Below are 21,399 nucleotides of genomic sequence, written 5' to 3' on the forward strand. Positions count from 1 at the left end.
GGCGGGTAGCGGCAGGGCGGCGACTGAGGCACGAGGCCGAGGAGCCGGTGTCGCGGCAGCCTGCGTAAAAGGGGCCCTGTGCCCGCCCCCGACCGAGTTCTACGAGGTCATGGGGCGGGCGTGGGGAATAGCAGGCAGAGCGACGCCGGTCCGAAGGCCGGAGGCGACACCCGCCGTCGTAAGTTGCTAGTGGAACTGGCCCTCTTCGGTGGATCCCACGAGGGCGAGGGTCGACGCGTTCGGGTTGAGCGCCGTGGAGAGGGTGTCGAAGTAGCCGGTGCCGACTTCGCGCTGGTGCTTGGTTGCGGTGTAGCCGCGGGACTCGGAGGCGAATTCCTTTTCCTGGAGCTCGACGTAGGCGCTCATGCCTTCACGGGCGTAGCCGTGGGCGAGGTCGAACATCGAGTAGTTCAGGGCGTGGAAGCCGGCCAGGGTGATGAACTGGAAGGTGAAGCCCATGGCGCCGAGTTCGCGCTGGAACTTGGCGATGGTGGCGTCGGCCAGGTGCTTGCGCCAGTTGAAGGACGGCGAGCAGTTGTAGGAGAGCATCTGGTCCGGGAACTCGGCCTTGACGGACTCCGCGAACTTGCGGGCCAGTTCCAGGTCCGGGGTTCCCGTTTCCATCCAGATGAGGTCGGAATAGGGGGCGTAGGCCTTGGCGCGGGCGATGCAGGGTTCGATGCCGTTGCGGACCTTGTAAAAGCCCTCGGCGGTGCGCTCGCCGGTGATGAATTCCTGGTCGCGCTCGTCGACGTCGGAGGTGATCAGGGTGGCGGCCTCGGCGTCGGTGCGGGCAATGACGACCGTGGGGGTGCCTGCGACATCTGCTGCCAGGCGGGCGGCGTTCAGGGTGCGGACGTGCTGCTGGGTGGGGATCAGGACCTTGCCGCCAAGGTGGCCGCACTTCTTCTCCGAGGCGAGCTGGTCTTCCCAGTGAACACCTGCTGCGCCGGCCTGGATCATGGATTTCATGAGTTCGTAGGCGTTCAGCGGACCGCCGAAGCCGGCTTCGGCGTCGGCAACAATCGGGACCAGCCAGTCCTCGACCGTCTGGATCCCCTCGGAGAACTCGATCTGGTCTGCGCGGAGCAGGGCGTTGTTGATGCGGCGGACCACGGTGGGGACGGAGTTGGCCGGGTAGAGCGACTGGTCCGGGTAGGTGTGGCCGGAGTTGTTGGCGTCGGCCGCGACCTGCCAGCCGGAAAGGTAGATGGCGCGCAGGCCCGCCTTGACCTGCTGCACTGCCTGGTTGCCGGTGAGGGCGCCCAGGGCGTTGGTGTAGCCGCCGGTTTTGTGCTCCTCGGTGAGCTGCTTCCACAGCTTTTCCGAGCCGCGGCGGGCCAGCGTCTGCTCTTCGGTGACGCGGCCGCGGAGGCGGACGACGTCGGAGGCTGAGTAGTCCCGGGTCACACCTTCCCAGCGGGGGTTGGCGGCCCACTCGAGCTCCAGGGCGGCGGCCTGCTCTTCGGGCGTCTGCTGGGTGGGCTCAAATGCTGCAGTCATCGTTGATCTCCTTGATTGAGCTCCGGATGGAGTAGGTGGGAACCGCTTCGTTGAGGTTCCCACCGGCTTATCCGGTGCGGTGTTTCTTTCCGTGACAACTACTTTTCAGCACTTTCAACCCCCTTTCTAGATGAAAAGTCTGGAAAGAAATGCACTTCTTCACGTATTCTTCATAAATGTCGCCTTCAAGCTGGAACAGGGACGTTTCCCAGCCACCGTCAGCCGCCGCAGCGGAACTTGACGTCATTGCGCTGGGCCGCCGCGTCCGCCATCTCCGCAAACAAGCCGGGCTCACGCTCGATGACCTGGGTGCCGCCGTCGGGACCGCTCCCAGCCAGCTGAGCCTGGTCGAGAACGGCAAGCGGGAGCCCAAGCTGACGCTGCTCCAGCACTTGGCAGCAGCGCTGAATGTCAGCATCGACCAGCTGCTCGGGGCCGAGCCGCCCAGCCGCCGAGCCGCCTTGGAAATCGAGCTGGAGCGCTACCAGCGCGGGCCGCTGTACGAGTCGTTGGACCTGCCCAAAATCCGCATCAGTTCGCGGCTTCCGCTGGATGTGCTGGAGGCCCAGGTGGGACTGCTGCACGAGCTGGAACGGAAGATGAACGAGCAGGTGGCCACCCCGGAGGAAGCCCGCCGCGCCAACGGCGAACTGCGGGCCATGATGCGGGAGCGCGGCAACTATTTCCCGGAGTACGAGGCAGAGGCGCAGAAGGTCCTCAAGGAGGTGGGTTACACCGCAGGTCCGCTGAGCCAGCACGTCATCGCGGACATCGCCGAGCATCTCGGTTTCACCCTGCATCACGTGGGGGATTTGCCGCATTCCACCCGTTCGGTGACGGATTTGAAGAACCGCAAAATTTACCTGACGCAGAGCCAGCGGCAGGACCACGACCCACGCTCGGTGCTGCTGCAGGCCCTGGGCCACTATGTCCTGGGCCATGAAACGCCCAAGAACTACGGTGACTTCCTGGCCCAGCGGGTAGCCACCAACTACTTCGCCGCCGCCCTGCTCCTGCCCGAGCAGGCAACCGTCGAATTTCTGCAAAAAGCCAAAGCAGCCAAGGAAATCGCCGTCGAGGACATCCGGGACGCGTTCGCCGTGTCCTATGAGACCGCCGCACACCGGTTTACCAACCTGGCCACCAAGCACCTCGGCATCACGACGCACTTCCAGAAGACCCACCAGAGCGGCATCATCTACAAGGCGTACGAGAACGACGGCGTGAACTTCCCGCAGGACCACACCGGCGCCATCGAGGGCCAGCCGTCGTGCAAGGCCTGGACGTCGCGGGCGGTGTTCGACGTCCCGGACAAGTTCAGCGCCTACAGCCAGTACACTGACACGCCGTCCGGCACGTACTGGTGCACGGCCCGCACCGAGCGGTCCGCCAGCGGGGAGTTTTCCCTAAGTATCGGGGTGCCGTACCAGCACGTGAAGTGGTTCCGCGGGCGGGAAACCACGGCCAGGGCGACGTCCAACTGCCCGGATCCGAAGTGCTGCAAACGGCCGCCCGCCGAGCTGGCCAACCAGTGGGCCGGGAACGCGTGGCCCTCGGCGCGGGCCCACTCGCACCTGTTGGCAGCCATGCCCCCTGGCGCCTTTCCTGGGGTGGACGAAACCGAGGTGTACAGCTTCCTGCAGGCCCACTCGGGGAGCTGAACAACGCCCCATCACTTCCTGCGGGTTTCTTCCTGACGCCCCATCACCTTCTGCGGGTTTCTTCCTGACGCCCCATCAGCTCCTGCCGGTTTCCTTCTGACGCCCCATCACTTTCTGGGCGGAAGTGATGGGGCGTTTTGGTTTGTGGGGCAGGAGGTGGTGGGGCGTTTTGGTTTGTGGGGCAGGAGGTGATGGGGCGTTTGGGTTAAGGCGGCAAAAGGTGATGGGGCGTTTGGTCAGCCGTGGAGCTTGCGGTAAGCCCCAGCGGCGGCGGGGTGCAGGGGGATCCCGGCGGTGTTGATGAGGCTTTCCGCGCTAAGGAACTGCACGCCCAGGGTGGATTGGGGAATGAGTTCGCCGGCGTTGTGCACCAGCAACTGGACTGTGCGCTCCACGGTGGCGCTGTCCAGGTCCCGCCGGCAGAGCAGCAGGTTGGGAGCCCCCACTGTCCACACCGCGGGTACTCCTGGATAGCTGCCCTCCGGAATCAGGACCCGGTCGTACATTCCGCCGTACCTCCGGCGCAGCTCCGGCAGCAGCGCGGACAAGTCCAGCAGTTCCAGCGCCACCTCCTGCTGCGCGGCGGCGATGGCGGCGGTGGGCACGCCACCGGACCAGAACAGCGCATCCACGGTCCCCGCCTTGAGCGCCGCGATGCCGTCGTTCAGGCCAAGATGTTCGACGCCGGCAGTCCCCGCAGAGGGCTGCGCCGCATCCGTTGAGGTGCCCAGCCCCGCTGCTTCGAGCAACCGGGGAGTGGTAAGGGAAGTCCCCGATCCGGGTTGCCCCACGGCCACCCGCCGCCCTGCCAGCCCGGAAATGTCCCGGATGGCACTGTCCTTCCGGACCACGCAGTGGACGTAGTTCTCATAAACCTTGCCGATCGCAGCGATCCCTGCCGCCTCCCCGCCGGACTGGTCCCCGGCGGCATCGGCCAGGGCGACGGCAAAGGCGGCACGCCCAGCCCGCAACTCGGCGATGTTGTCCAGGCTTCCGCCGGTTGCCACGGCCCGGGCGTGGCCGGCTACGCCGTGGCGCTCAAGCGCTGCGGCCAGCAGCGTCGAGAACTCGAGGTAGAAGCCGCCCGGCTCACCGCCCGCCACCACCAGGTCCTCCGGGCGGTCGCCCCCGGTGCAGGCGCTGAGGCCGGGCGGCAGGCAGGCCGCGAGTCCGACGGCGACGACTGACGTGAGCACGGACCGCCGCGGCACTTGCGGCACTGGACCGCCCGGGGCTACGGGATCACGCACGGGCACCACCCCGGCTGGAACCCGGGAGCGCATGGCCGGCAGGATGGACGGGGAACTCGATGCGCGCGGACAACCCATGGGGGACGGCATCGGCCAGCACCAGGCGCGCGCCGTTGGCAGCGGCAAGCTCTCCCACAATGGTCATGCCCAGCCCGGTGCCCGGAACCGACGCATGCTGAGGCGACCGCCAGAACCTGGTGGCTGCCGAGGCGCGCTCAGCGGCGGTAAGCCCTGGACCGTCGTCGGTAATTTCCACCGCCACCATGCCCGGTTCCGGCCGGACCGCCGCCGTGATGGTGGCACCCCGGGCGTACTTGATGGCGTTGTTGAGGAGCTCGGCCGCCATCTGGGCCAGCTCCGCCGGGTGGCAGGAAACCAGTGCCGGCGGCTGCGGGGCCGGAGCAAGGACCAGCCGGCAGCCTGCCTGTTCCGCCAACGGGGCTGCCCGTTCGATTTCGCCCTGGAGCACAGGGAACGGGTCCATCGGGTCCGGCGCGGGAAGCTCTTCGAGGCTGCCGGCAGCCCGCAGGTAACCTTCGGACGCGCGGTGCTCAGCTGCGGCGAGTTTCAACACTCCGTCCAGGATCTCTTCCACCCGGTCCAGCTCCGCCACGGCACGTTCGGCTGCGTCGTGTTCGCGGGCCGTTTTCAACTCGAGCTGCAGCAGGTCCAGCCGCAGCCGGAGTGCCCCCACCGGGTTGCGCAGCTGGTGCGAGGTGTCCGCAATCAGCTGGCGCTGTGCTGCCATGCTGGCACTGACAGTCCGCGCCATCGCTGTGAAGGACCGGCTCAGTTCCCGCAGCTCCGGGGGCCCGTCCTCAGGGAGGCTCCCGGTGCGCCCGGTCCGCTCCAGCTCGTGCAGGGCCGAATCCAGGCGCAGGACCGGACGCAGGACCCAGCCGGTGACCCGCGCAGCCCCCACCAGGAGTACGGCCGCCAGGGCAAGCGCGGCAACCCCCACCCCCAGCCAGCGTTCGCGGAGTTTCTGCCGTGCAGCGTCGGCGTGAACGTCCAGCAGCACGGCGCCCAGGACCTGGCTGGCGCTGCCGAACGGCCGGAAGATGAGCTGCGAACCGGAGCCAAGGGGTTCCAGTGGTTCAAGGGTGGTGTTGCTGACGTTCAGCCGGGCCAGGGACAAGGCGTTCTGCACGTCGGGCCGTCCGGCATCCAAACCACCGGAGGCCAGGGTCTGCTCCTGGACGCGCACCACGATCCCCTCGCCGTACAACCCGGAATACGTGTCCATCTCCCGCTGCAGCCGGGCCGTGTCCCCATCGCCCGCGGCGTCAAAGGCCACCTGGGCCAACCGGTTCAGGGAGGTGGCCCGGTTGATCTGGAGCTCCTGGGTCAGTTCACGTGACGCGGATGTGAGGATGGTGCCCGAGATCAGGAAGACCACCACCAGGCAGAGTACGCTGAGGACGCCCAGCACCCGCAGCCTCATCCGGAAGCCGCCTCCACCCGGTAGCCGACTCCGCGGACGTTGATGATGAAGCCCGGTTTCTGCAGTTTCGCCCGCAGCCCGGTGAGGTGGACATCCAGGGACCGGGAGGAGGCCAGGAAGGCGTCACCCCACAGTGCGTCCAGGATCTGTTCGCGGGTAACCACCGAGCCGGCGTGGCGTGCCAGCAGGGCGAGGAGTTCGAACTCGGTGGCGGTCAGGGCCAGCGGCAGCCCCGCTTTTGTAGCGGTGTGCCGCTTCAGGTCGATCGCCAGGTCGTCGAGCACAATGGTGTCTTCCTGCTGGACGCCCCCGGCCCGCGCCGCCCGCCGCGTCACCGCTTCGATCCGGGCCAGCAGTTCCACCAGCTTGACCGGCTTGACCAGGTAGTCGTCCGCGCCGGAACGGAGCCCGAGCACCACGCTGCGTTCGTCGTCCCGCGCGGTGAGGATCAGGATGGGGACGTCGGTGACCTGCCGGAGCTTGCGCAGCACCTCCAGCCCGTCCATGTCCGGCAGTCCCAGGTCGAGGAGGATCACCTGGAAGTTCCGGTGGGAGAGCAGCGCGTCAGCGCCGCGCGCGAGCCGCCGGGGGTGGTGGCCGGCGCTTTCGACGGCGGCGGTCAGGGCACCTGCCATGGCGTCGTCGTCCTCGACGATCAGCACGTCCATTGCCATCTTCCTTGCCGTTGCTGCGGTGCCTGGATCATCCCCCGCCTTTGGAGACTACCGCCTGAAGAACGGATTTGCCCGACGGCGGCAGGCCGGCAAGGCGGGGAGAGGCCGTCAGCGGATACCTAAGGAAGTGTTAGGAATTGCCCCTCCGCGTTGGTTGTGCGGTGGATCACCCATACCGTGGATGAGGCCCTCCGGCGTTGGAGGACGCACGTCACCACAAGGAGGAACTCACCGATGAGCACCCAGCAAACCGCGCCCCGATCGGAGGCCGCCCAGACCCGGCGGGCCGTGGGCAACATCCTGAAAGGTTCCGCCGGCAACCTTGTGGAGTGGTACGACCTCTACGTCTACACCGTCTTTGCCGCCTACTTCCAGGCCCACTTCTTCAATTCCAAGGATGAGCTCCAGGCGGGCCTCGAAGCGATGGCCGTGTTCTCGACGTCGTTCCTCATGCGCCCCATCGGCGCCTGGTTCTTCGGCCGGTACGCGGACCGCAAGGGCCGCAAGGCGGCGCTGACGCTCAGCGTCACCATGATGTCCGCCGGCTCATTCGCCATCGCGGTGCTGCCCACCCAGGACGTGATCGGCCTGTGGGCCATGATCCTGCTGGTGCTGGTCCGCGTGATCCAGGGCTTCTCCGTGGGCGGCGAGTACGGCACCAGCGCCACCTACATGTCCGAGGCCGCCACCAGCAAGCGCCGCGGCTTCTTCTCCAGCTTCCAGTACGTCACCCTGATTGGCGGCCAAATGCTCGCCCTGCTGGTCCTGGTGATCCTGCAGAACGCCATGCCCAAGGGCGACCTGGGCGAGTGGGGCTGGCGCATCCCATTCGCGATCGGCGGCGTGGCTGCCCTCGTGGTCCTGTGGCTCCGCCGCTCCATGGAGGAGACCGTTTCCGCCGAGCAGATAGAGGCCGCCAAGACTCCCGTGGTTGCCGGACAGGCCCAGCCGGGCACCATGAAGCTGCTGTTCACGAGCTACTGGAAGCCGCTGCTGGTCTGCATCGGCATCACCCTTGGCGGCACCGTGGCGTTTTACACCTACACCAACTTCATCCTGAAGTTCATGAACGATACCTCCGGCATCGCCAAGACCGACACCTCCGTGATCAACTTCTGGGCCCTGTTCATCTTCATGCTGCTCCAGCCCGTCTACGGCATCATCTCGGACAAGGTGGGCCGCAAGCCGCTGCTGCTCTGGTTCGGCATCACCGGCGTGCTGTTCACCTGGCCGCTGCTCTCCACCCTGGCCGGCACCAAGGACCCGTTCACCGCGTTCCTGCTGATGATGGGTGGCCTGCTGATTGTCGGCGGCTACACCTCGATCAACGCCCTGGTGAAGGCCGAACTGTTCCCCGCCTCCATCCGTGCGCTCGGCGTGGGCCTGGGCTACGCGATCGCCAACTCGCTCTTCGGCGGCACCGTGCCGCTGATCGGCGCCGCGTTCCAGAAGGCCTCGCGTGAGGACCTGTTCTTCACCTACGTGACCATCACCATCGCGATCTCGCTGGTGGTCTACATCTTTGCCCTGAAGAATAAGAAGGCCACGCACCTTGATGACGAACAGGGCCATGCATGGGCATCCAACGCGGCCGACGGCGAAGAACGGGTGGGTGCCGGACGGTAGCCTTTAGCGGCACCCAGGGGCCAGCTCCCCAAGGAGGCGTACGACGGCGGCTGCCGGGCCGCCGTCGTACGCCTCTTTTTGCATGCCACGCCCAAGTGTGCCCGGGGTGGGCGGACTATATTGGGCGAGTGTCAACACCACCACAATCGCGGGAGTCTGCACCATGGCCAAGGAACTTGCCACCCAGCTCATCGAACAACTCCAGGCTGCCGGCGTGCAGCGGATCTACGGGATTGTGGGTGACAGCCTCAACCCGATCGTGGACGCCGTCCGCCAAACGGGTGGCGCCGCGAAGGGCGGCATCGACTGGATCCATGTCCGCCATGAGGAAGCCGCTGCCTTTGCCGCCGCTGCCGAAGCCCAGCTCACCGGCAGGCTGGCGGTCTGTGCTGGATCCTGCGGCCCCGGAAACCTGCACCTGATCAACGGGCTCTACGACGCCAACCGCTCCGGGGCGCCCGTGCTGGCCATCGCCTCCCACATCCCCAGCAAGCAGATCGGCAGCAGCTTTTTCCAGGAAACCCACCCGGACCGGCTGTTCAACGAGTGCTCGGTGTACTCGGAGCTGGTCAGCACCGCTGAGCAGGCGCCCCGGGTGATGCACAGCGCCATCCAGCACGCGCTGGGGCTTGGGGGAGTCGCCGTCGTGACCCTGCCTGGCGACATCGCAGGACTGGAAGCCGCAGGCCCCACGCCGCTCCCGGCCACCTTCCGGCCGGCCAGCCTGGTCCCGGACCCGGCCAGCGTCCAGGCCCTCGCGGACGCCATCAACGACGCCGGCAAGGTGGCTATTTTCGCCGGCGCCGGCGTGGAGGGGGCGCACAGCGAGCTGATGGCGCTCGCCGAACTGGCCAAGGCGCCGGTGGGCCACTCCCTGCGCGGCAAGGACTTCGTCCAGTACGACAACCCGTTCGATATCGGCATGACCGGGTTGCTGGGCTACGGAGCCGCCGCGGAGGGCATCGAGGACGCCGACCTGCTGGTCCTCCTGGGCACCGACTTTCCCTATGACCAGTTCCTGCCTGACACCCGCACCGCGCAGGTGGACCGGGTGGCCCACCGGCTGGGCCGCCGGACCGACGTCGACATTGCCGTCCACGGCGACGTGCTGCCCACCCTGCGCGCTCTGCTGCCACTGGTGACGGCGAAGAAGAGCCGCCGGTTCCTGGACCAGATGCTGAAGAAGCATGACCGGCTGATGAACAAGGCCGTGGGCGCGTACACCCGGAAGGTGGAGAAGAAGCAGCCCATCCACCCGGAGTACGCGGCGTCGCTGCTGGACCAGGTGGCCGCCGAGGACGCCATCTTCACAGCGGACACCGGCATGTGCAACGTCTGGACCGCGCGGTACATCAACCCGCTGGGCACCCGCCGGCTGATCGGGTCCTTCCTGCACGGCTCCATGGCCAACGCCCTGCCGCACGCCATCGGCGCCCAGTTGGCCTACCCCGGCCGCCAGGTCATCTCCGTCTCCGGCGACGGCGGGCTGTCCATGCTGCTGGGCGAGCTCATCACCGCGGCCGCCTACAAGCTGCCGGTGAACGTGGTGGTGTTTAACAACTCCACCCTGGGCATGGTCAAGCTGGAGATGCTGGTGGACGGGCTGCCCGACTTCGGCGTGGACGTGCCGGACGCCAACTACGCGGCCGTGGCAGGGGCACTGGGCTTCCATGCCGTCCGGGTGACCGATCCTGCGCAGATCGAGGCGGCGTACCGGGAGGCCTTCGCGCACCCCGGCCCGTCACTGGTGGAGCTCATCACCGATCCCAAGGCGCTGTCCATCCCGCCGAAGATCTCCGGGTCACAGGTGTTGGGGTTCGCCACGGCGATGTCCAAGGTGGTGCTGAACCGGGGAGCGGGCGAGGCCGTGAGCATGGCGCGCAGCAACCTGCGCAACATCCCGCGGCGCTAGCTGTGCTGCCGAGTTCGCCGGAAACTGCCGGGTTCGCCGCAAAATCCCGGCGGTCTCGAGGGTTTCCGGCGAACCCGCGGGGAGATCGGTTCTACCGGGTGCCGCCCTGCCAGAGGGCGTCGAACGGGGCGCCGGAGGCAACGCGGTTGCGGATGCCGGCGGTAACAAAATCCTTGGCGGTCCGGGCAGCATCCAGCGGCGTGGCACCCTTTGCGAGCTCGGCGGTTACTGCGGCGGCCAACGAGCACCCCGCACCGGAAACTGCCACCTCGCCCACCTTGGGAGCACTCAGGACTTCGAGCGTCTCACCGTCGTAGAAGACGTCGACGGCGTCCGGGCCTTCCAGGCGAACGCCGCCCTTGGCCAGGACTGCTGCGCCGCTGAGCTCGTGGATCCGGACCGCAGCGGCCTTCAGCGACTCCACGTCCGTGATGTCCAGGCCGGACAACGACTCCGCCTCGAAGTGGTTGGGCGTGACAAACGTGGCCAGCGGCAGGATCTGGGCTTTCAGGGCCTGGTCCGTGTCCAGCGCGTGGCCGGGCTCCTGGCCCTTACAGATCAACACCGGATCCAGCACCACGTTGGCGAAGCTGTTCTCCTGCAGGGCACCGGCCACCGTGCTGATGGTGGCGGGGCTGCCCAGCATCCCGATCTTCACCGTATCCAAAGCCGAAGGTGCGCCGGACGCCGGACCATACGCCGCCGTCGTCGCCTCCAACTGGTCCGCGATCACCTGCTGGGCCACCGGCACGAACCGGTGGTTCCAGCTGTCCTTCGGGTCGAAGGACACGATGCACGTGAGGTTGGCGATACCGAAGACACCGAGTTCCTGGAAGGTCTTCAGGTCGGCCTGCGCGCCGGCGCCACCGGTGGCTTCGGAGCCGGCGATAGTGAGGACGACGGCGGGACTTGCGGTGGGCAGCGTTGCGTCAGGGGTAGCGGAAGTCATGCATCCATCCTGCCACCCGGCGTCGGGCGCTTTCCATGTGTCACCGGACAGGGGGCCGGGACGCGGTATGGTCAGGGTTCCAGCGGTGGGCCGGGCTTCCGCGCAGCCACGGGTTCCGGCGCAGGCGCGTCATGGACTGTGACGAGGCCGGACACGGCTGCCCGCCCCAGCGCTGCGCAGAACCCCGTCCAAAGGATCGTGCCCCACATTGCGGACCAGTGGCTGCCGGTGATGACCATGAGCGTGAGCACCCCCGTAACCAGCCCTGCCACGCCGACGGCCACGGCGTGGAGCAGCTGGTTGCGGACGGGCCGCATGCAGATCCCGGCAACCAGCGCCAGGGGCATTCCCAGGATTAGCGCGGAGAGCGTTCCGTAGAGGTAGCCGGGGAAACCCAGGGGGAACCCGAAGACCAGGACCGTGAGGCCCGCGCCGGGAAGGAACGCGCCTGGGCCGAAGGTGACGCGGAGCGGGCGGCTCATTCCCGGCCCTTGGCGATCTGCAGCAGTGCCCGGCCCAGCTCCGGCTGGCTGTAGACGAAGCCCGCGTCGAGGAGCTTCTGCGGCTGGACCCACCTGCTTTTGAGCACCAGCTCGGTTTCGGTGCGGATCAGGACGGCCCCTGCACGGAGGAGCCACGCAGGGGTGGGGAGCCCGAAGCGGGCGCCGTAGGCCCGCCGCACCAGGCGCATCATCTCCCGGTTGCTCACCACGTCCGGCGAAGCCACATTAACGGGTCCGGTGACGTCGGTCCGCGCATGCAGGAAGCGGATGCTGCGGTACAGGTCCTCCACGTGGATCCAGCTGAACTTCTGCCCGCCGTCGCCCATGTGGCCGCCCAGGCCCAGCCGCGCCAGGTTGGCGAACGGCGCCAGCGCGCCGCCGCGGCGGCCCAGCACGATGGCGATCCGCAGCGGGATCTTCCGGGTGGCCGGCGTGGTGGCCGCCGCGAGGGCGGCCTCCCACGCTTTGGCCACGTCCACGGAGAACCCGGAGCCAAGCTCGCCGTCGGTTTCAGGCTGGGGGTGGTCCCTGGCATCCCGGTAGATGGTGCCGGTGCTGGCATTGAGCCAGGTCGACGGCGGCTCCGGGCATTGTGCGATGGCCCGCCCCAGGGCCTGGGTGGTGGCCACGCGCGAGTCCATGATGAGCGCCTTGTTCCGCCGGTTGTAGCGGCAGGAGACGGACCGTCCGGCGAGGTTCACCACCAGCCCGGCGCCGTTGAGCACCCGGACCATGCCGGCGTCGTCATCCCATCCGGCCGCGGCGCTGCCCGTTCCCTTGCGTCCAATGGTGCGCACGGTCCATCCGTCTTCCCGGAAGCGCCGGCGAAGGTATGTGCCGATGAAGCCGGAAGCCCCCGCCACCACCACGGTCTTTGTGCAGTCCATGTTTCCCCCAATGTTTCTTCCCTAATCGCGGATGCTGCGGCTCAGGTCCAGGACGTCGTCCAGCACCTTGCTGACTCCCGGGATGCGGGCCAGTGCGAGACCGCGGGCAATGAGTGGGGCCGCACCGTCCACCAGCCTCCTGGTCCGCCGCTGGCCCTCCGAGGTGTCATAGACCCAGAAGAGCGTGATGCCCATGTAGCAAAGCCACAGCAGCTCCGGCAGGTCGGTCCGCAGCTTCTTCGGTACGGCAGGCCTGGCCCCGTCCACGGTGCGCCTGAAGATGTCCAGGGATGCCTCGCGCGCAGGCGTGGACCCTGCTGAGAAGGGGTTCACCGGTGATGTTGGCCGGATTGCGGTGGCAACGAAGTCCGCGCCGAACCGGTGGTACGGGGCCATGACGTCAAGGCCGGCATGCAGCGTGGCCTTCAGGCGCTCAGCCAGGGAAGCGGTCCCGTCCAACGCTTGCGAGGCCCGCGCCGCATGCTCTGCCTGCACCTGGATGTACAGCTCGTGGACCAGGTCATCCTTGGACGCGAAGTAGTAATAGGCGTTGCCGACGGAGACGCCTGCCCCGGCGGCGATGGCGCGCATGGTGGTCTTCTCGAACCCGATATCTCGGAACATTCGCAGCGCCGTGTCCGCCACCAGCTGCCTGGTCTGTTCGCTCTTCGCTGCCACGGCACCCCCATTCTTGAACATGTTCAAAAACAGTGTGCCACAGTAGTTGAACATGTTCAAAAACTGTTTCCGTGCTAACCAGCCCTTCTCCTGGGGAGCTTTGCCGCAGGGCACGGTGCGAGAATGGCACGAGTGCTAATACAACCGGCCGCCCCGTACGGCAGGCCGGCCAACCACTCCTGAACGGATCCCTCAATGACCTCCGCCCCCGGCCACAGTGCCGTGCCCCAAACCGTCCAACCCACTGCCGCAGGTCCCGCCGCCAGATTCGCGGACATCGGATCGCCCTACTTCGGGATCATGCTGGCAGCCATGGCAGTGGTGCTGATCCTGTCCAACATTGGAGCGTCCAAGGGGGTGGCATTCGGCCCCATCGTCACCGACGGCGGCTTCTTCCTCTTCCCGCTGGCTTACATCCTCGGCGACGTGATCAGTGAGGTCTACGGCTTCAAGGTGGCCCGCAAAGCCATTTTCACCACATTCGCGCTGTCCGTCTTCGCTTCCCTCTGCTACTGGGTTGTCATTGCGCTGCCCGGGTTCGACGACGAGTACGGTGCCGCCAAGCAGTCCGCCCTGGAAGGGGCGCTTGGCCCCGTGCCACAAATCGTCCTGGCCTCCCTGCTGGCATTCCTCGCAGGGCAGACCATCAATTCCTGGATCCTGGTCCGGATGAAGGCCCGCACCGGGGAGAGGTCCCTATGGGCGCGGCTCATGGGATCCTCGGGCGCCGGGGAGTTTGTGGACACGCTGATCTTCTGCAGCATCGCCGCACCCGTCATCGGCATCGCCGACCCCGGCAGCTTCGTGAACTACGTGCTGGTGGGTTTCGTCTACAAGACCGTGGTGGAGTTCCTCTTCGTCCCCGTAACCTCGCTGGCCATCAACTGGGTCAAGCGTCGCGAGCCCAGTTACGGCGCCGCCGGCCACGCCGCGGAAGGGGTGACAAACGCCGCATAGCTGCCGCCCGGCGTCGTACGTTGCAACTGCTGATCGCGTGGGATCGCCGGAAAGCTGCCGGATCGCCGGAAATTACCGGCGACCCGGCACCCTTACGGCGATTTCGCGCTCCGGCCGGGTGGCTAGGGCCGGAGCGCCGCAAGGACACGGGCCTTAAACTCGTGTTCGCGGAAGAGGTCGGCCCATTTCACGCGCACAAAGGTCCAGCCGTCCTCGGTGAGGGCGTTCTCCCGCTGCCGTTCCTGAAACAGCACCTCGGCCGTTGGCTTGTAGTCGAAGTACTTCGTTTTCCCGTCGAATTCGAGGGCAACCTTCTTTTCCTTCCAGGCGAAATCCAGCCGATACCGCCCGGCACGCGTCGCCACCGCAACCTGGGGCTCCGGCAGGGGAAGTTTCAGCCGCAGCAGGAGTTCGCGCGTGAGTGTCTCGCCGGCGGACTCCGACCGCGGATCTGCGTGGGCGAGCGCCAGCCGGAGGGTCCGGATTCCGCGGCGTCCCTGCAGGCCGTCAGCCATTCTCTCCATGAGGGCCTTGTCCGCACCTAGCCGGAGGGCGTGGTCCATCAATACCAGTGACTGCCGGTAAGCCAGCATCATGGCGCAATCCACTGCCGTCCGCTCCAGCGAGGTCACCCGGAGGTTGCCGAGGGTCACCACTTCCGGCCCGGTCCAGGGACGGGTGTGGCCACGGACATCCTTGCCGAGCCGCTCGCTCGAGGGGTTTCCCGGCAGTAAAAGGTGGATCAGGTCATCAACATCCCAAACATACAAATGGTGCAGCCGGGCGGCGGAGGTGTGGCTGTACACATAGCCGCCGGCTGAAGTGGTCAGCGTCCCGTGGGCATGGGCGTGGATCAGCTGCCTGCTGCGGACTGGCCCCGACTGCTTCTCCCACAGCTCGGCGCGGATGTAGCAGCCATGGCGGAGTCGGACCAGCTTCCCGTGGAGGGCCAGGGCCTTGATGGCCCGGGAATTGAGGCCGTGCCCGTGCAACTGTTCCGTCCGCCAGAGGTTGCCGGTGCCTGGAAGAGCGGGAAGGCGTGCTGTCTGCTGCGGTGTCATTCCGACAGGGTCCCGCCGCTGCGGCACCATGGGAAGGCGCCGCCGTCGTCATGTGGAAAACGTCCCGCGTCCCGAGCTCGCCGGAAGCCGTCCGGATCGACGGAAAGTTCCGGCGGGCCGGCAGCTTTCCGGCGGGTTCGACGGCGGCGGGCCGGCTTAGGCCTTCAGCGTCCCGTCCAGCAGGGCGCGCAGTTCCTGGAAGTGCCGCTCCGTGGCTTCGGGGTGGAACGCCGAGGTGTCCGCCATGGAGTAGCCGTGCGGTGCCCCGGCGTAGATCTCGTTGGATGCCTGCAGTCCCGCGGCGTGGAGCGCTTCGCCCAGACGGGCGACGGCGTCGGGGGCCATGCTCCGGTCGTGGTCCGCGTGGCCGAAGACGAACCGCGCCCGCGCGTTGCCAAGCCCCAGGTGCGGGCTGTCCGGATCCTCCGTTGCCAGGCCGCCGCCGTGGAAGCCGCCGCACGCTGCCACCACTTCGGGGTGCGAGGTGGCGGTCCGGACCGCGAGCCGGGCGCCCATGCAGTAGCCGGTGGTCCCGATGGGGCCCGGCGCCACGTCGTCGAGGGCTGCCAGCGCGGAAACCCAGGCATCGATGTCCGGCAGGGCCTTGTCCGGGGTCAGCCTGCCCACCCGCGGGAAGGCAGCCTTGCCGGCGGCTTCCCGGCCCTCCTGGGTGGACATGTCACCCCCGGGGGCAAGCTCGGCGACTGTTCCTTCACGGTAGAAAACGTTGGGCGCCAGCACCACGTAGCCCCAGTCGGCAATGCGCTGGGCCATCTCCTGGATGCGCGGGCGCAGGCCGAACGCGTCCATGTAGAAGATGACTCCCGGGAACGGGCCGTTTCCGGCGGAAGGGCGGGCAACGATGGCTTCGGCACGGCCTGCAGGGGCCTGGATCTCGATGAGCATCTGGTCAGGATAGCGGAGGCGCCCGGGAGGCATGCTCAGGAGTAGTACCGGCCCAGGGTCTCTGCCTTGAAGTCGAAGAACGTGCCGGACTCGATGGCCAGCCGGGCGTCGTCCACCATCTTCACCACGAACCGCTCGTTGTGGATGGAAATCAGGGTGGCGGACACCATTTCCTTGGCCTTGAACAGGTGGTGGATGTACGCCCGCGAATAGTTGGTGCAGGCGTAGCAGTCGCAGCCCTCCTGCAGTGGCCCGAAATCGCGCTTGTACTTGGCGCCGGAGAGGTTGAACCGGCCTTCCGGGGTGTAGAAGGCGGAGTTCCGGGCCACCCGCGTGGGGGAGACGCAGTCGAACGTGTCGGCGCCGTTTTCGATGGCCGTGAAGATGTCATCCGGTTCGGAGATGCCCAGCAGGTGCCGCGGCTTGTCCTCCGGCAGTTCCTCGTTGCACCAGCGAACGATCGTGCCCAGGTTTTCCTTCTCCAGCGCCCCGCCGATGCCGAAGCCGTCGAACGGCATGGCGCCAAGGTCGCGGCAGGCCTTCCGGCGCAGGTCCTCGTACTGGGCGCCCTGGATCACGCCGAACAGGGCCTGGTACGGCTTGCCCGCGCGGTCCTCCGTCAGGCGGAAGTGTTCCGAGATGCACCGCTCCGCCCACAGCCGGGTGCGCTCCAGCGATTCCTCCTGGTACCGCCGGGAGTTCTGCAAGGTGGTGAGCTCGTCGAACGCGAACATGATGTCCGCGCCGATCTGGTGCTGGACCCGCATGGAGATTTCGGGGGAGAACCGGTGGCGGTCGCCGTTCAGGTGGGACTTGAACCACACGCCGTCGTCATCGATGTGCGCCAGGCGCTCTTTGCCTGGGGCCACGGCGTCATCAGGCCCGGAAGTATCCACGGACTTCATGTCGATGACCTTCTTGAACCCCGAACCGAGGCTCATCACCTGGAATCCACCGGAATCAGTGAAGGTGGGGCCGGGCCAGTTCATGAAGGCACCCAGCCCGCCGGCCTCGTCCAGGATGTCAGGGCCCGGCTGCAGGTACAGGTGGTAGGCGTTGGCCAGCAGGGCCTGCGCGCCCAGGTCCGCCATTGATTCAGGCAGTACGGCCTTCACCGTGGCTTTGGTCCCGACGGCGATGAACGCCGGGGTCTGGATCTCACCGTGCGGGGTGGTGATGGTCCCGGTGCGGCCCAGGAATGCCCCGCCGTTTTCAGCCTCCTGCGCGGCCGATGGCGGGCAGGACTCCGCCAGGCGGGTGCCGACCTTGAAGGAGAACTGTGATCGGGTTTCCGGCAGGGCGAAGGCGGGGTTGGCTGGCACCGTACCAGTGTGCCAGCAATCCCCCCGCGGCCCGTAAACGCGGGCCCCGGTACGCTCAGCTGGCCGGTTCTGAGGCCGGGTAGTTCGAGGCCCGCCAGGAATCCCAGGATTGCCGGATGGCGTCGAAGGCGCCGGCGCCAAGATCGTAGGTCGAGGCGATGACGAACGAGCCATCACCCTCCTCGCGGACGTCCTTGATGGCGGGATGGTCTGCCACCACCAACAGCCCCTCGCCGTGTTCCGCGTAGCTGTGCACCGTGAGCCCCACCTGGTGGCTGGTCCGGTACCAGACTTTGCCGCTGATCTCCTCACCGGTGCCGAGCGTCAGCTGGTACGGCTCACCCGGCGCCGGGAGGTCGGAGAGCCCCAGCTTGTCGATCGCGGAGCCGTTGCCCTCGGTCAGGTGCAGGAACAGGGTGTGCCGCTTGCCGTGCGGGTGGCGTTCCAGGGCGAACCGGAGCTGCTGCAGGAAGGTCAGCCAACCCTGCGTGATGTCCTCGTCCCATGCCGCCCATTCGGAGTTGTGGTCCACCGCGCCGCGGGTGACGCTGACCCGGGTACCGTCCGCAACCGGGTGGAGCTCGAACGTGTCCCCGCCGTGCACGGTCAGGCTGGTGTGGTCCGCGGATTCCTGTACATCGGAGAAGTAGATCTCCTTGATCTCGGACTCCAGGTCTTCGGCCTGCCAGCCGTGCCACTGGGCCACCCTGGACGGTTCCCGCAGCATGGTCCAGACCTGCGGGGCGTCGGCGTTGATCACTACGCTGAGATTGTTCGTCATAGCCCCGAATGTACAACTCCGGCTACCCCCGGGGTAGGGCTAATTTCCCTTGCTGGAAGTTACCGGCAACGTGGCCCTGTGTTCAGGAGCGGACGGCCTCCAGCTCGTTGCTGATGCGCCGTTCAAGTTCGGACATGCCGATGGTTTCGGAGCCGCCGTGGGCCCGCAGGAACAGCAGGGATTCGAGCCGCAGCAGCCGCCATTCGCGCTCGGCGTCGTGGTTGGAGTTGTCGATCGAGCGGAAGATTTCCTTGTCGTACAGGTTGGGTTCATTGAGCGAGCGCTGCCGCACCTTGGCTGCCATCCGTGCCTTGAAGGCGTCCGTCTCCTGGTTTTCGGGAGTGCGGATCAGTTTCTCGTAGACCTCGGCCCGTTCGTCCTGGCCATCCTGCCGGCAGATGTAGCTGGCCAGCGCCAGGGCTGCCTCCACTGAGGTCCACCGGCCGGGGTTCCCGTCGTAGGGGAGCACGGTGATCAGGTCTGCCACCGATAGTGCGCCGTCCGCGTCCTTGAGCGTGATGAACAGTTCGTGCGCCAGGTCGCTGAGGTCCTTCAGGCAGCTGCCGGACTTGAAGTTGACCCCCTTCGAGAGCCGGTCCGCCAGGAGCAGGACGCCCTCGGCGTCTGGGTGGGCCTCCGCGGCTGCCTCCACCACGGATTCGGGGGTGCCGTCCGGGGCGGGGATGAGCGCCAGTTCCTCCTCGCCGGGCCCGGTCACCGCGGGTGGTGCCGGGGGAAGGGGAGGGACGACGACGGCGGGCGCCACGTTGAGGGGACCGGTCCCGGCGCCGGGCTGCTCCTGCGCGCCGTTCCGGGGCATCAGGGTTTCCGCGGGTGGTGCGGCCTCGGGAAGGTCCGCCGGCAGGGGGAGCTGGGTGATGTCGTCGTGCGCGCCGTCCACCACGGTGACCATGGTGCCGATGGCCACCCGCAGTGTGCCGCCGCCGGAGAGGCTGGCCAGGACCAGTGCGGGGGAGCCGAAGTCGTCGTGCTCAAGCTCCACCTGGTCGATTTCGGCAGTGCGCCGGCCGTCGGGGAGGAGGATGTGGCTGCCGGTGGTCAGAGATCCAGCCTGCTGTTCACGGTGGTGCCTGGCGGCTGGTGATTCGGTCATGGGAGTCCTTAAGTTCTCTTGCGGTCCGCCCTACAGTCTACAAAGGCGGGCACTCAAAACCGGGGACCCCCACGTCCCGGCGGGGTGGTCAGAAGCCCACGCCTGCAAACGCCAGGGCCTGCCGGATCAGGCCGCCGCGGCCGCCGGAGAACTCCATCTGCACGCCGGGGCTGAGGACTTCCTCCGGGGTCATCCAGGTCAGTTCGAGGGCGTCCTGGCGCGGCTCGCACTCGCCCGTCACCGGGATCACGTAGGCCAGCGACACGGCGTGTTGCCGCTCGTCCGTGAAGCCGGTCTGGGACGGCGCGGGGAAATATTCAGCCACGGTGAACGGCACGGGGCTCAGCGGCAGCTGCGGGAACGCCAGGGGGCCCAGGTCCTTTTCCATGTGCCGGAGCAGGGCGGCGCGGATGGTTTCGCGGTAGATCACACGGCCGGAAACCAGGGAGCGCACCATGGTCCCGTCCGCGTCCGCCTGCAACAGCGTTCCCACCTCGTTGACGTATCCCAGCGGGTCCAGCCTGACCGGTACTGCCTCTACGTACACCATGGGCAGCCGCCCGCGCGCCTCAAAGAGGTCTTCTTCGGAGAGCCAGCCGGGATTCGGGTCAGGTGTGCGCACGTTCATGCTTAAGTTCTACCCCATGGGGCGGTGCTGGGAGACCCACACCGTGGCGGGCGCGTTGGGGCTGCCCGCGTCGGGATTGGCCACATGGAGGGTGCTGCCAAACGCCTCCTCCGTCAGGCTGGCGGAGAAGCCGGCCGCGGTGAGGCGCTCCCGCAGCTGCTCCAGGCCGCCGCCGTATTCAAAGCCAAGGCCCGAGCGGGACGCTCCGGCTGCCGGCCGCACCAGGAGTACCCCGCCGTTCTTGGCCGTGAAGTCCGCGGTTTCGTCGTTGTCCGGCACGGGCCGGGGGCGGGCGCCGATGTGCAGCAGCGTGCGGACGGCACCTTCGGGGTCCTCGGTGTACCAGACCGCGGCGACGGCCAGGGCGGGATCGGCGTCGGCACACTGGGCAAAGTGGGCGGCCTTGTCCGCGAGGAAGCTGAACCCGTCCGGCGCGCTGATCCGGCAGGCGTCACCGTGGTCGGCGGTAACGGGTTCGGCCGGTCCGGTGCCTTCCGCCGCTCCCTCCTGTGGGGAGTCTTCCTTGGCTGAGGCGTTGGTGCGCCTGGCGAATTCGGCAACGTCGCCCACTTCCACGGCCAGCACCGTCCGGCCGTCCTGTCCGGAACCGGCCTCGGCGGAATGGACTGCCAGCCGCCCTGAGCCCGAATCGAAAACCGTCCACCCGCCGTCGTCCTCGGTGGGGACCATTCCCAGGGCGGTGAGGAGCTGTTTCCAGGCCTCGGTGCGCGAGGTGAAATGGACGGGGCGGACTCGGAGCATGGCATTGTCCTCGGGGTTGCGGATGGGCCGGTAGGGCCATGATGCCACGTGTTGCTGTCCGGCACACGGGCCTTGTGGTACGGGATTCCACAGGCAGAATTAGGCCATGGCCAATGACCTTGAGGAACTGCTGCTGCCCGACGCTGCCGCCTGGCGTGCCTGGCTGGAAGAGAACCACGGCACCAGCCCCGGGGTGTGGCTGGTGCTGCACAAGAAGGGCGGGACGGTGACGGGCCTTGACTACGCGGCGGCCCTGGACGAAGCCCTTTGTTTTGGCTGGATCGATGGGCAAGGCAGGCGCCGGGACAGCGAAAGCGTGTTCCAGCGGATGACGCCGCGGCGCCCCCGGAGCATCTGGTCGGCCCGGAACGTGGGGCACATTGCCCGGCTGGAGGAGGCCGGGAAGATGACCGACGCCGGACGGGCCGCCGTGGCGGCGGCCAAGGCGGACGGCCGCTGGGACGCGGCCTACGGTGGGCAGGCCGACCTCGAGGTGCCGGAAGACCTGGCGGCCGCCATCGCAGCCAACCCGGCAGCGCAGGCCACCTTCGAGGTCCTGACAAAAACCAACCTGTTCGCCCTGGTGTTCAGGACCAATTCGGCGAAGCAGGCGGCCACCCGGGAACGCAGGATCGCCGGGTTCGTGGACATGCTGGCACGGGGAGAGACACCCTATCCGCAGAAGAAGCGGCCACCGGCACGGGACTGACTGCCGGTGTATGACGTCCCCGGATTGGGTTCCCGGGAACAGGGCCGGTAATATTGACGGTTCACTTGCGCT

Annotated in this window: 20 protein-coding genes; 5 read left to right on the plus strand and 15 right to left on the minus strand. The window is 67.4% G+C overall.

The window, feature by feature from the left end:
- Positions 1-186: 186 nt before the first annotated feature.
- Positions 187-1,503, minus strand: coding sequence for an isocitrate lyase (gene aceA, locus J2T23_RS12530; protein ID WP_307360389.1), 1,317 nt, complete (start codon positions 1,501-1,503; stop codon positions 187-189).
- Positions 1,504-1,679: 176 nt separating this feature from the next.
- On the opposite strand from aceA, the gene J2T23_RS12535 reads away from it, so the two are divergent.
- Positions 1,680-3,164, plus strand: a complete 1,485-nt coding sequence (locus J2T23_RS12535) for a helix-turn-helix transcriptional regulator (RefSeq protein WP_141180697.1) — start codon at positions 1,680-1,682, stop codon at positions 3,162-3,164.
- A gap of 236 nt (positions 3,165-3,400) precedes the next feature.
- On the opposite strand, the gene J2T23_RS12540 is transcribed toward J2T23_RS12535, so the two are convergent.
- Genes J2T23_RS12540 through J2T23_RS12550 form a run of 3 tightly spaced genes read right to left on the minus strand, consistent with a single transcriptional unit; the run spans position 3,401 to position 6,526 of the window.
- On the minus strand, positions 3,401-4,423 hold the full coding sequence (locus J2T23_RS12540) for a TAXI family TRAP transporter solute-binding subunit (protein WP_307360457.1): 1,023 nt from the start codon (positions 4,421-4,423) through the stop codon (positions 3,401-3,403).
- Complete coding sequence (locus tag J2T23_RS12545) at positions 4,407-5,858, minus strand: sensor histidine kinase (RefSeq protein ID WP_307360390.1); 1,452 nt, start codon at positions 5,856-5,858, stop codon at positions 4,407-4,409. The genes J2T23_RS12540 and J2T23_RS12545 overlap by 17 nt, the downstream gene beginning before the upstream one ends.
- Positions 5,855-6,526, minus strand: a complete 672-nt coding sequence (locus J2T23_RS12550; RefSeq protein ID WP_307360392.1) for a response regulator transcription factor — start codon at positions 6,524-6,526, stop codon at positions 5,855-5,857. Before J2T23_RS12550 ends, J2T23_RS12545 begins: the two co-directional genes overlap by 4 nt.
- 183 nt (positions 6,527-6,709) lie before the next feature.
- Here J2T23_RS12550 and J2T23_RS12555 point away from each other — a divergent pair, with 183 nt between their 5' ends.
- Complete coding sequence (locus J2T23_RS12555) at positions 6,710-8,158, plus strand: MFS transporter (RefSeq protein WP_370871443.1); 1,449 nt, start codon at positions 6,710-6,712, stop codon at positions 8,156-8,158.
- 163 nt (positions 8,159-8,321) lie between these two features.
- The gene (locus J2T23_RS12560; protein ID WP_307360395.1) at positions 8,322-10,070 is read left to right on the plus strand and encodes a pyruvate dehydrogenase; all 1,749 of its coding nucleotides are present in this window, start codon (positions 8,322-8,324) and stop codon (positions 10,068-10,070) included.
- 91 nt (positions 10,071-10,161) lie between these two features.
- Here the strand turns inward: J2T23_RS12560 and J2T23_RS12565 are convergent, their stop codons facing one another.
- The 4 genes from J2T23_RS12565 to J2T23_RS12580 all read right to left on the minus strand — a co-directional run bounded on the left by J2T23_RS12565 (position 10,162) and on the right by J2T23_RS12580 (position 13,087).
- A complete protein-coding gene (locus tag J2T23_RS12565) occupies positions 10,162-11,019 on the minus strand; it encodes a hydroxymethylpyrimidine/phosphomethylpyrimidine kinase (RefSeq protein WP_307360397.1) in 858 nt (285 codons plus the stop codon).
- 71 nt (positions 11,020-11,090) lie between these two features.
- On the minus strand, positions 11,091-11,501 hold the full coding sequence (locus J2T23_RS12570) for a hypothetical protein (protein WP_141180703.1): 411 nt from the start codon (positions 11,499-11,501) through the stop codon (positions 11,091-11,093).
- A complete protein-coding gene (locus J2T23_RS12575; RefSeq protein ID WP_307360401.1) occupies positions 11,498-12,409 on the minus strand; it encodes a TIGR01777 family oxidoreductase in 912 nt (303 codons plus the stop codon). Before J2T23_RS12575 ends, J2T23_RS12570 begins: the two co-directional genes overlap by 4 nt.
- A 21-nt stretch (positions 12,410-12,430) precedes the next feature.
- The gene (locus tag J2T23_RS12580) at positions 12,431-13,087 is read right to left on the minus strand and encodes a TetR/AcrR family transcriptional regulator (protein ID WP_307360459.1); all 657 of its coding nucleotides are present in this window, start codon (positions 13,085-13,087) and stop codon (positions 12,431-12,433) included.
- A 195-nt stretch (positions 13,088-13,282) separates the two neighbouring features.
- Here J2T23_RS12580 and J2T23_RS12585 point away from each other — a divergent pair, with 195 nt between their 5' ends.
- Positions 13,283-14,044, plus strand: coding sequence for a queuosine precursor transporter (locus J2T23_RS12585; protein WP_307360404.1), 762 nt, complete (start codon positions 13,283-13,285; stop codon positions 14,042-14,044).
- Positions 14,045-14,166: 122 nt separating this feature from the next.
- Here the strand turns inward: J2T23_RS12585 and J2T23_RS12590 are convergent, their stop codons facing one another.
- The 7 genes from J2T23_RS12590 to J2T23_RS12620 form a co-directional block, all read right to left on the minus strand.
- Complete coding sequence (locus J2T23_RS12590; protein WP_307360406.1) at positions 14,167-15,105, minus strand: hypothetical protein; 939 nt, start codon at positions 15,103-15,105, stop codon at positions 14,167-14,169.
- A 156-nt stretch (positions 15,106-15,261) separates the two neighbouring features.
- On the minus strand, positions 15,262-16,011 hold the full coding sequence (locus J2T23_RS12595) for a dienelactone hydrolase family protein (protein WP_307360408.1): 750 nt from the start codon (positions 16,009-16,011) through the stop codon (positions 15,262-15,264).
- Positions 16,012-16,046: 35 nt separating this feature from the next.
- Positions 16,047-17,333 carry a tRNA guanosine(34) transglycosylase Tgt gene (tgt, locus tag J2T23_RS12600; RefSeq protein ID WP_141180707.1) on the minus strand — a complete coding sequence of 429 codons (1,287 nt, stop codon included), beginning with the start codon at positions 17,331-17,333 and terminating at the stop codon, positions 16,047-16,049.
- 55 nt (positions 17,334-17,388) lie between these two features.
- Positions 17,389-18,114, minus strand: a complete 726-nt coding sequence (locus J2T23_RS12605; RefSeq protein WP_141180708.1) for an SRPBCC family protein — start codon at positions 18,112-18,114, stop codon at positions 17,389-17,391.
- Between the two features lie 82 nt (positions 18,115-18,196).
- Positions 18,197-19,228, minus strand: coding sequence for a DUF6707 family protein (locus tag J2T23_RS12610; protein ID WP_141180709.1), 1,032 nt, complete (start codon positions 19,226-19,228; stop codon positions 18,197-18,199).
- Positions 19,229-19,316: 88 nt separating this feature from the next.
- Positions 19,317-19,856 carry an NUDIX hydrolase family protein gene (locus tag J2T23_RS12615; RefSeq protein WP_141158190.1) on the minus strand — a complete coding sequence of 180 codons (540 nt, stop codon included), beginning with the start codon at positions 19,854-19,856 and terminating at the stop codon, positions 19,317-19,319.
- A 9-nt stretch (positions 19,857-19,865) separates the two neighbouring features.
- A complete protein-coding gene (locus J2T23_RS12620; protein WP_141183258.1) occupies positions 19,866-20,618 on the minus strand; it encodes a VOC family protein in 753 nt (250 codons plus the stop codon).
- A gap of 106 nt (positions 20,619-20,724) precedes the next feature.
- Between J2T23_RS12620 and J2T23_RS12625 the strand changes: the two genes are divergently transcribed.
- Entirely contained in the window at positions 20,725-21,327 is a 603-nt protein-coding gene (locus J2T23_RS12625) for a YdeI/OmpD-associated family protein (RefSeq protein ID WP_307360413.1), read from the plus strand.
- Positions 21,328-21,399: the final 72 nt, after the last annotated feature.

It is taken from the genome of Pseudarthrobacter niigatensis, assembly GCF_030812615.1.
Lineage (GTDB): Bacteria > Actinomycetota > Actinomycetes > Actinomycetales > Micrococcaceae > Arthrobacter > Arthrobacter niigatensis.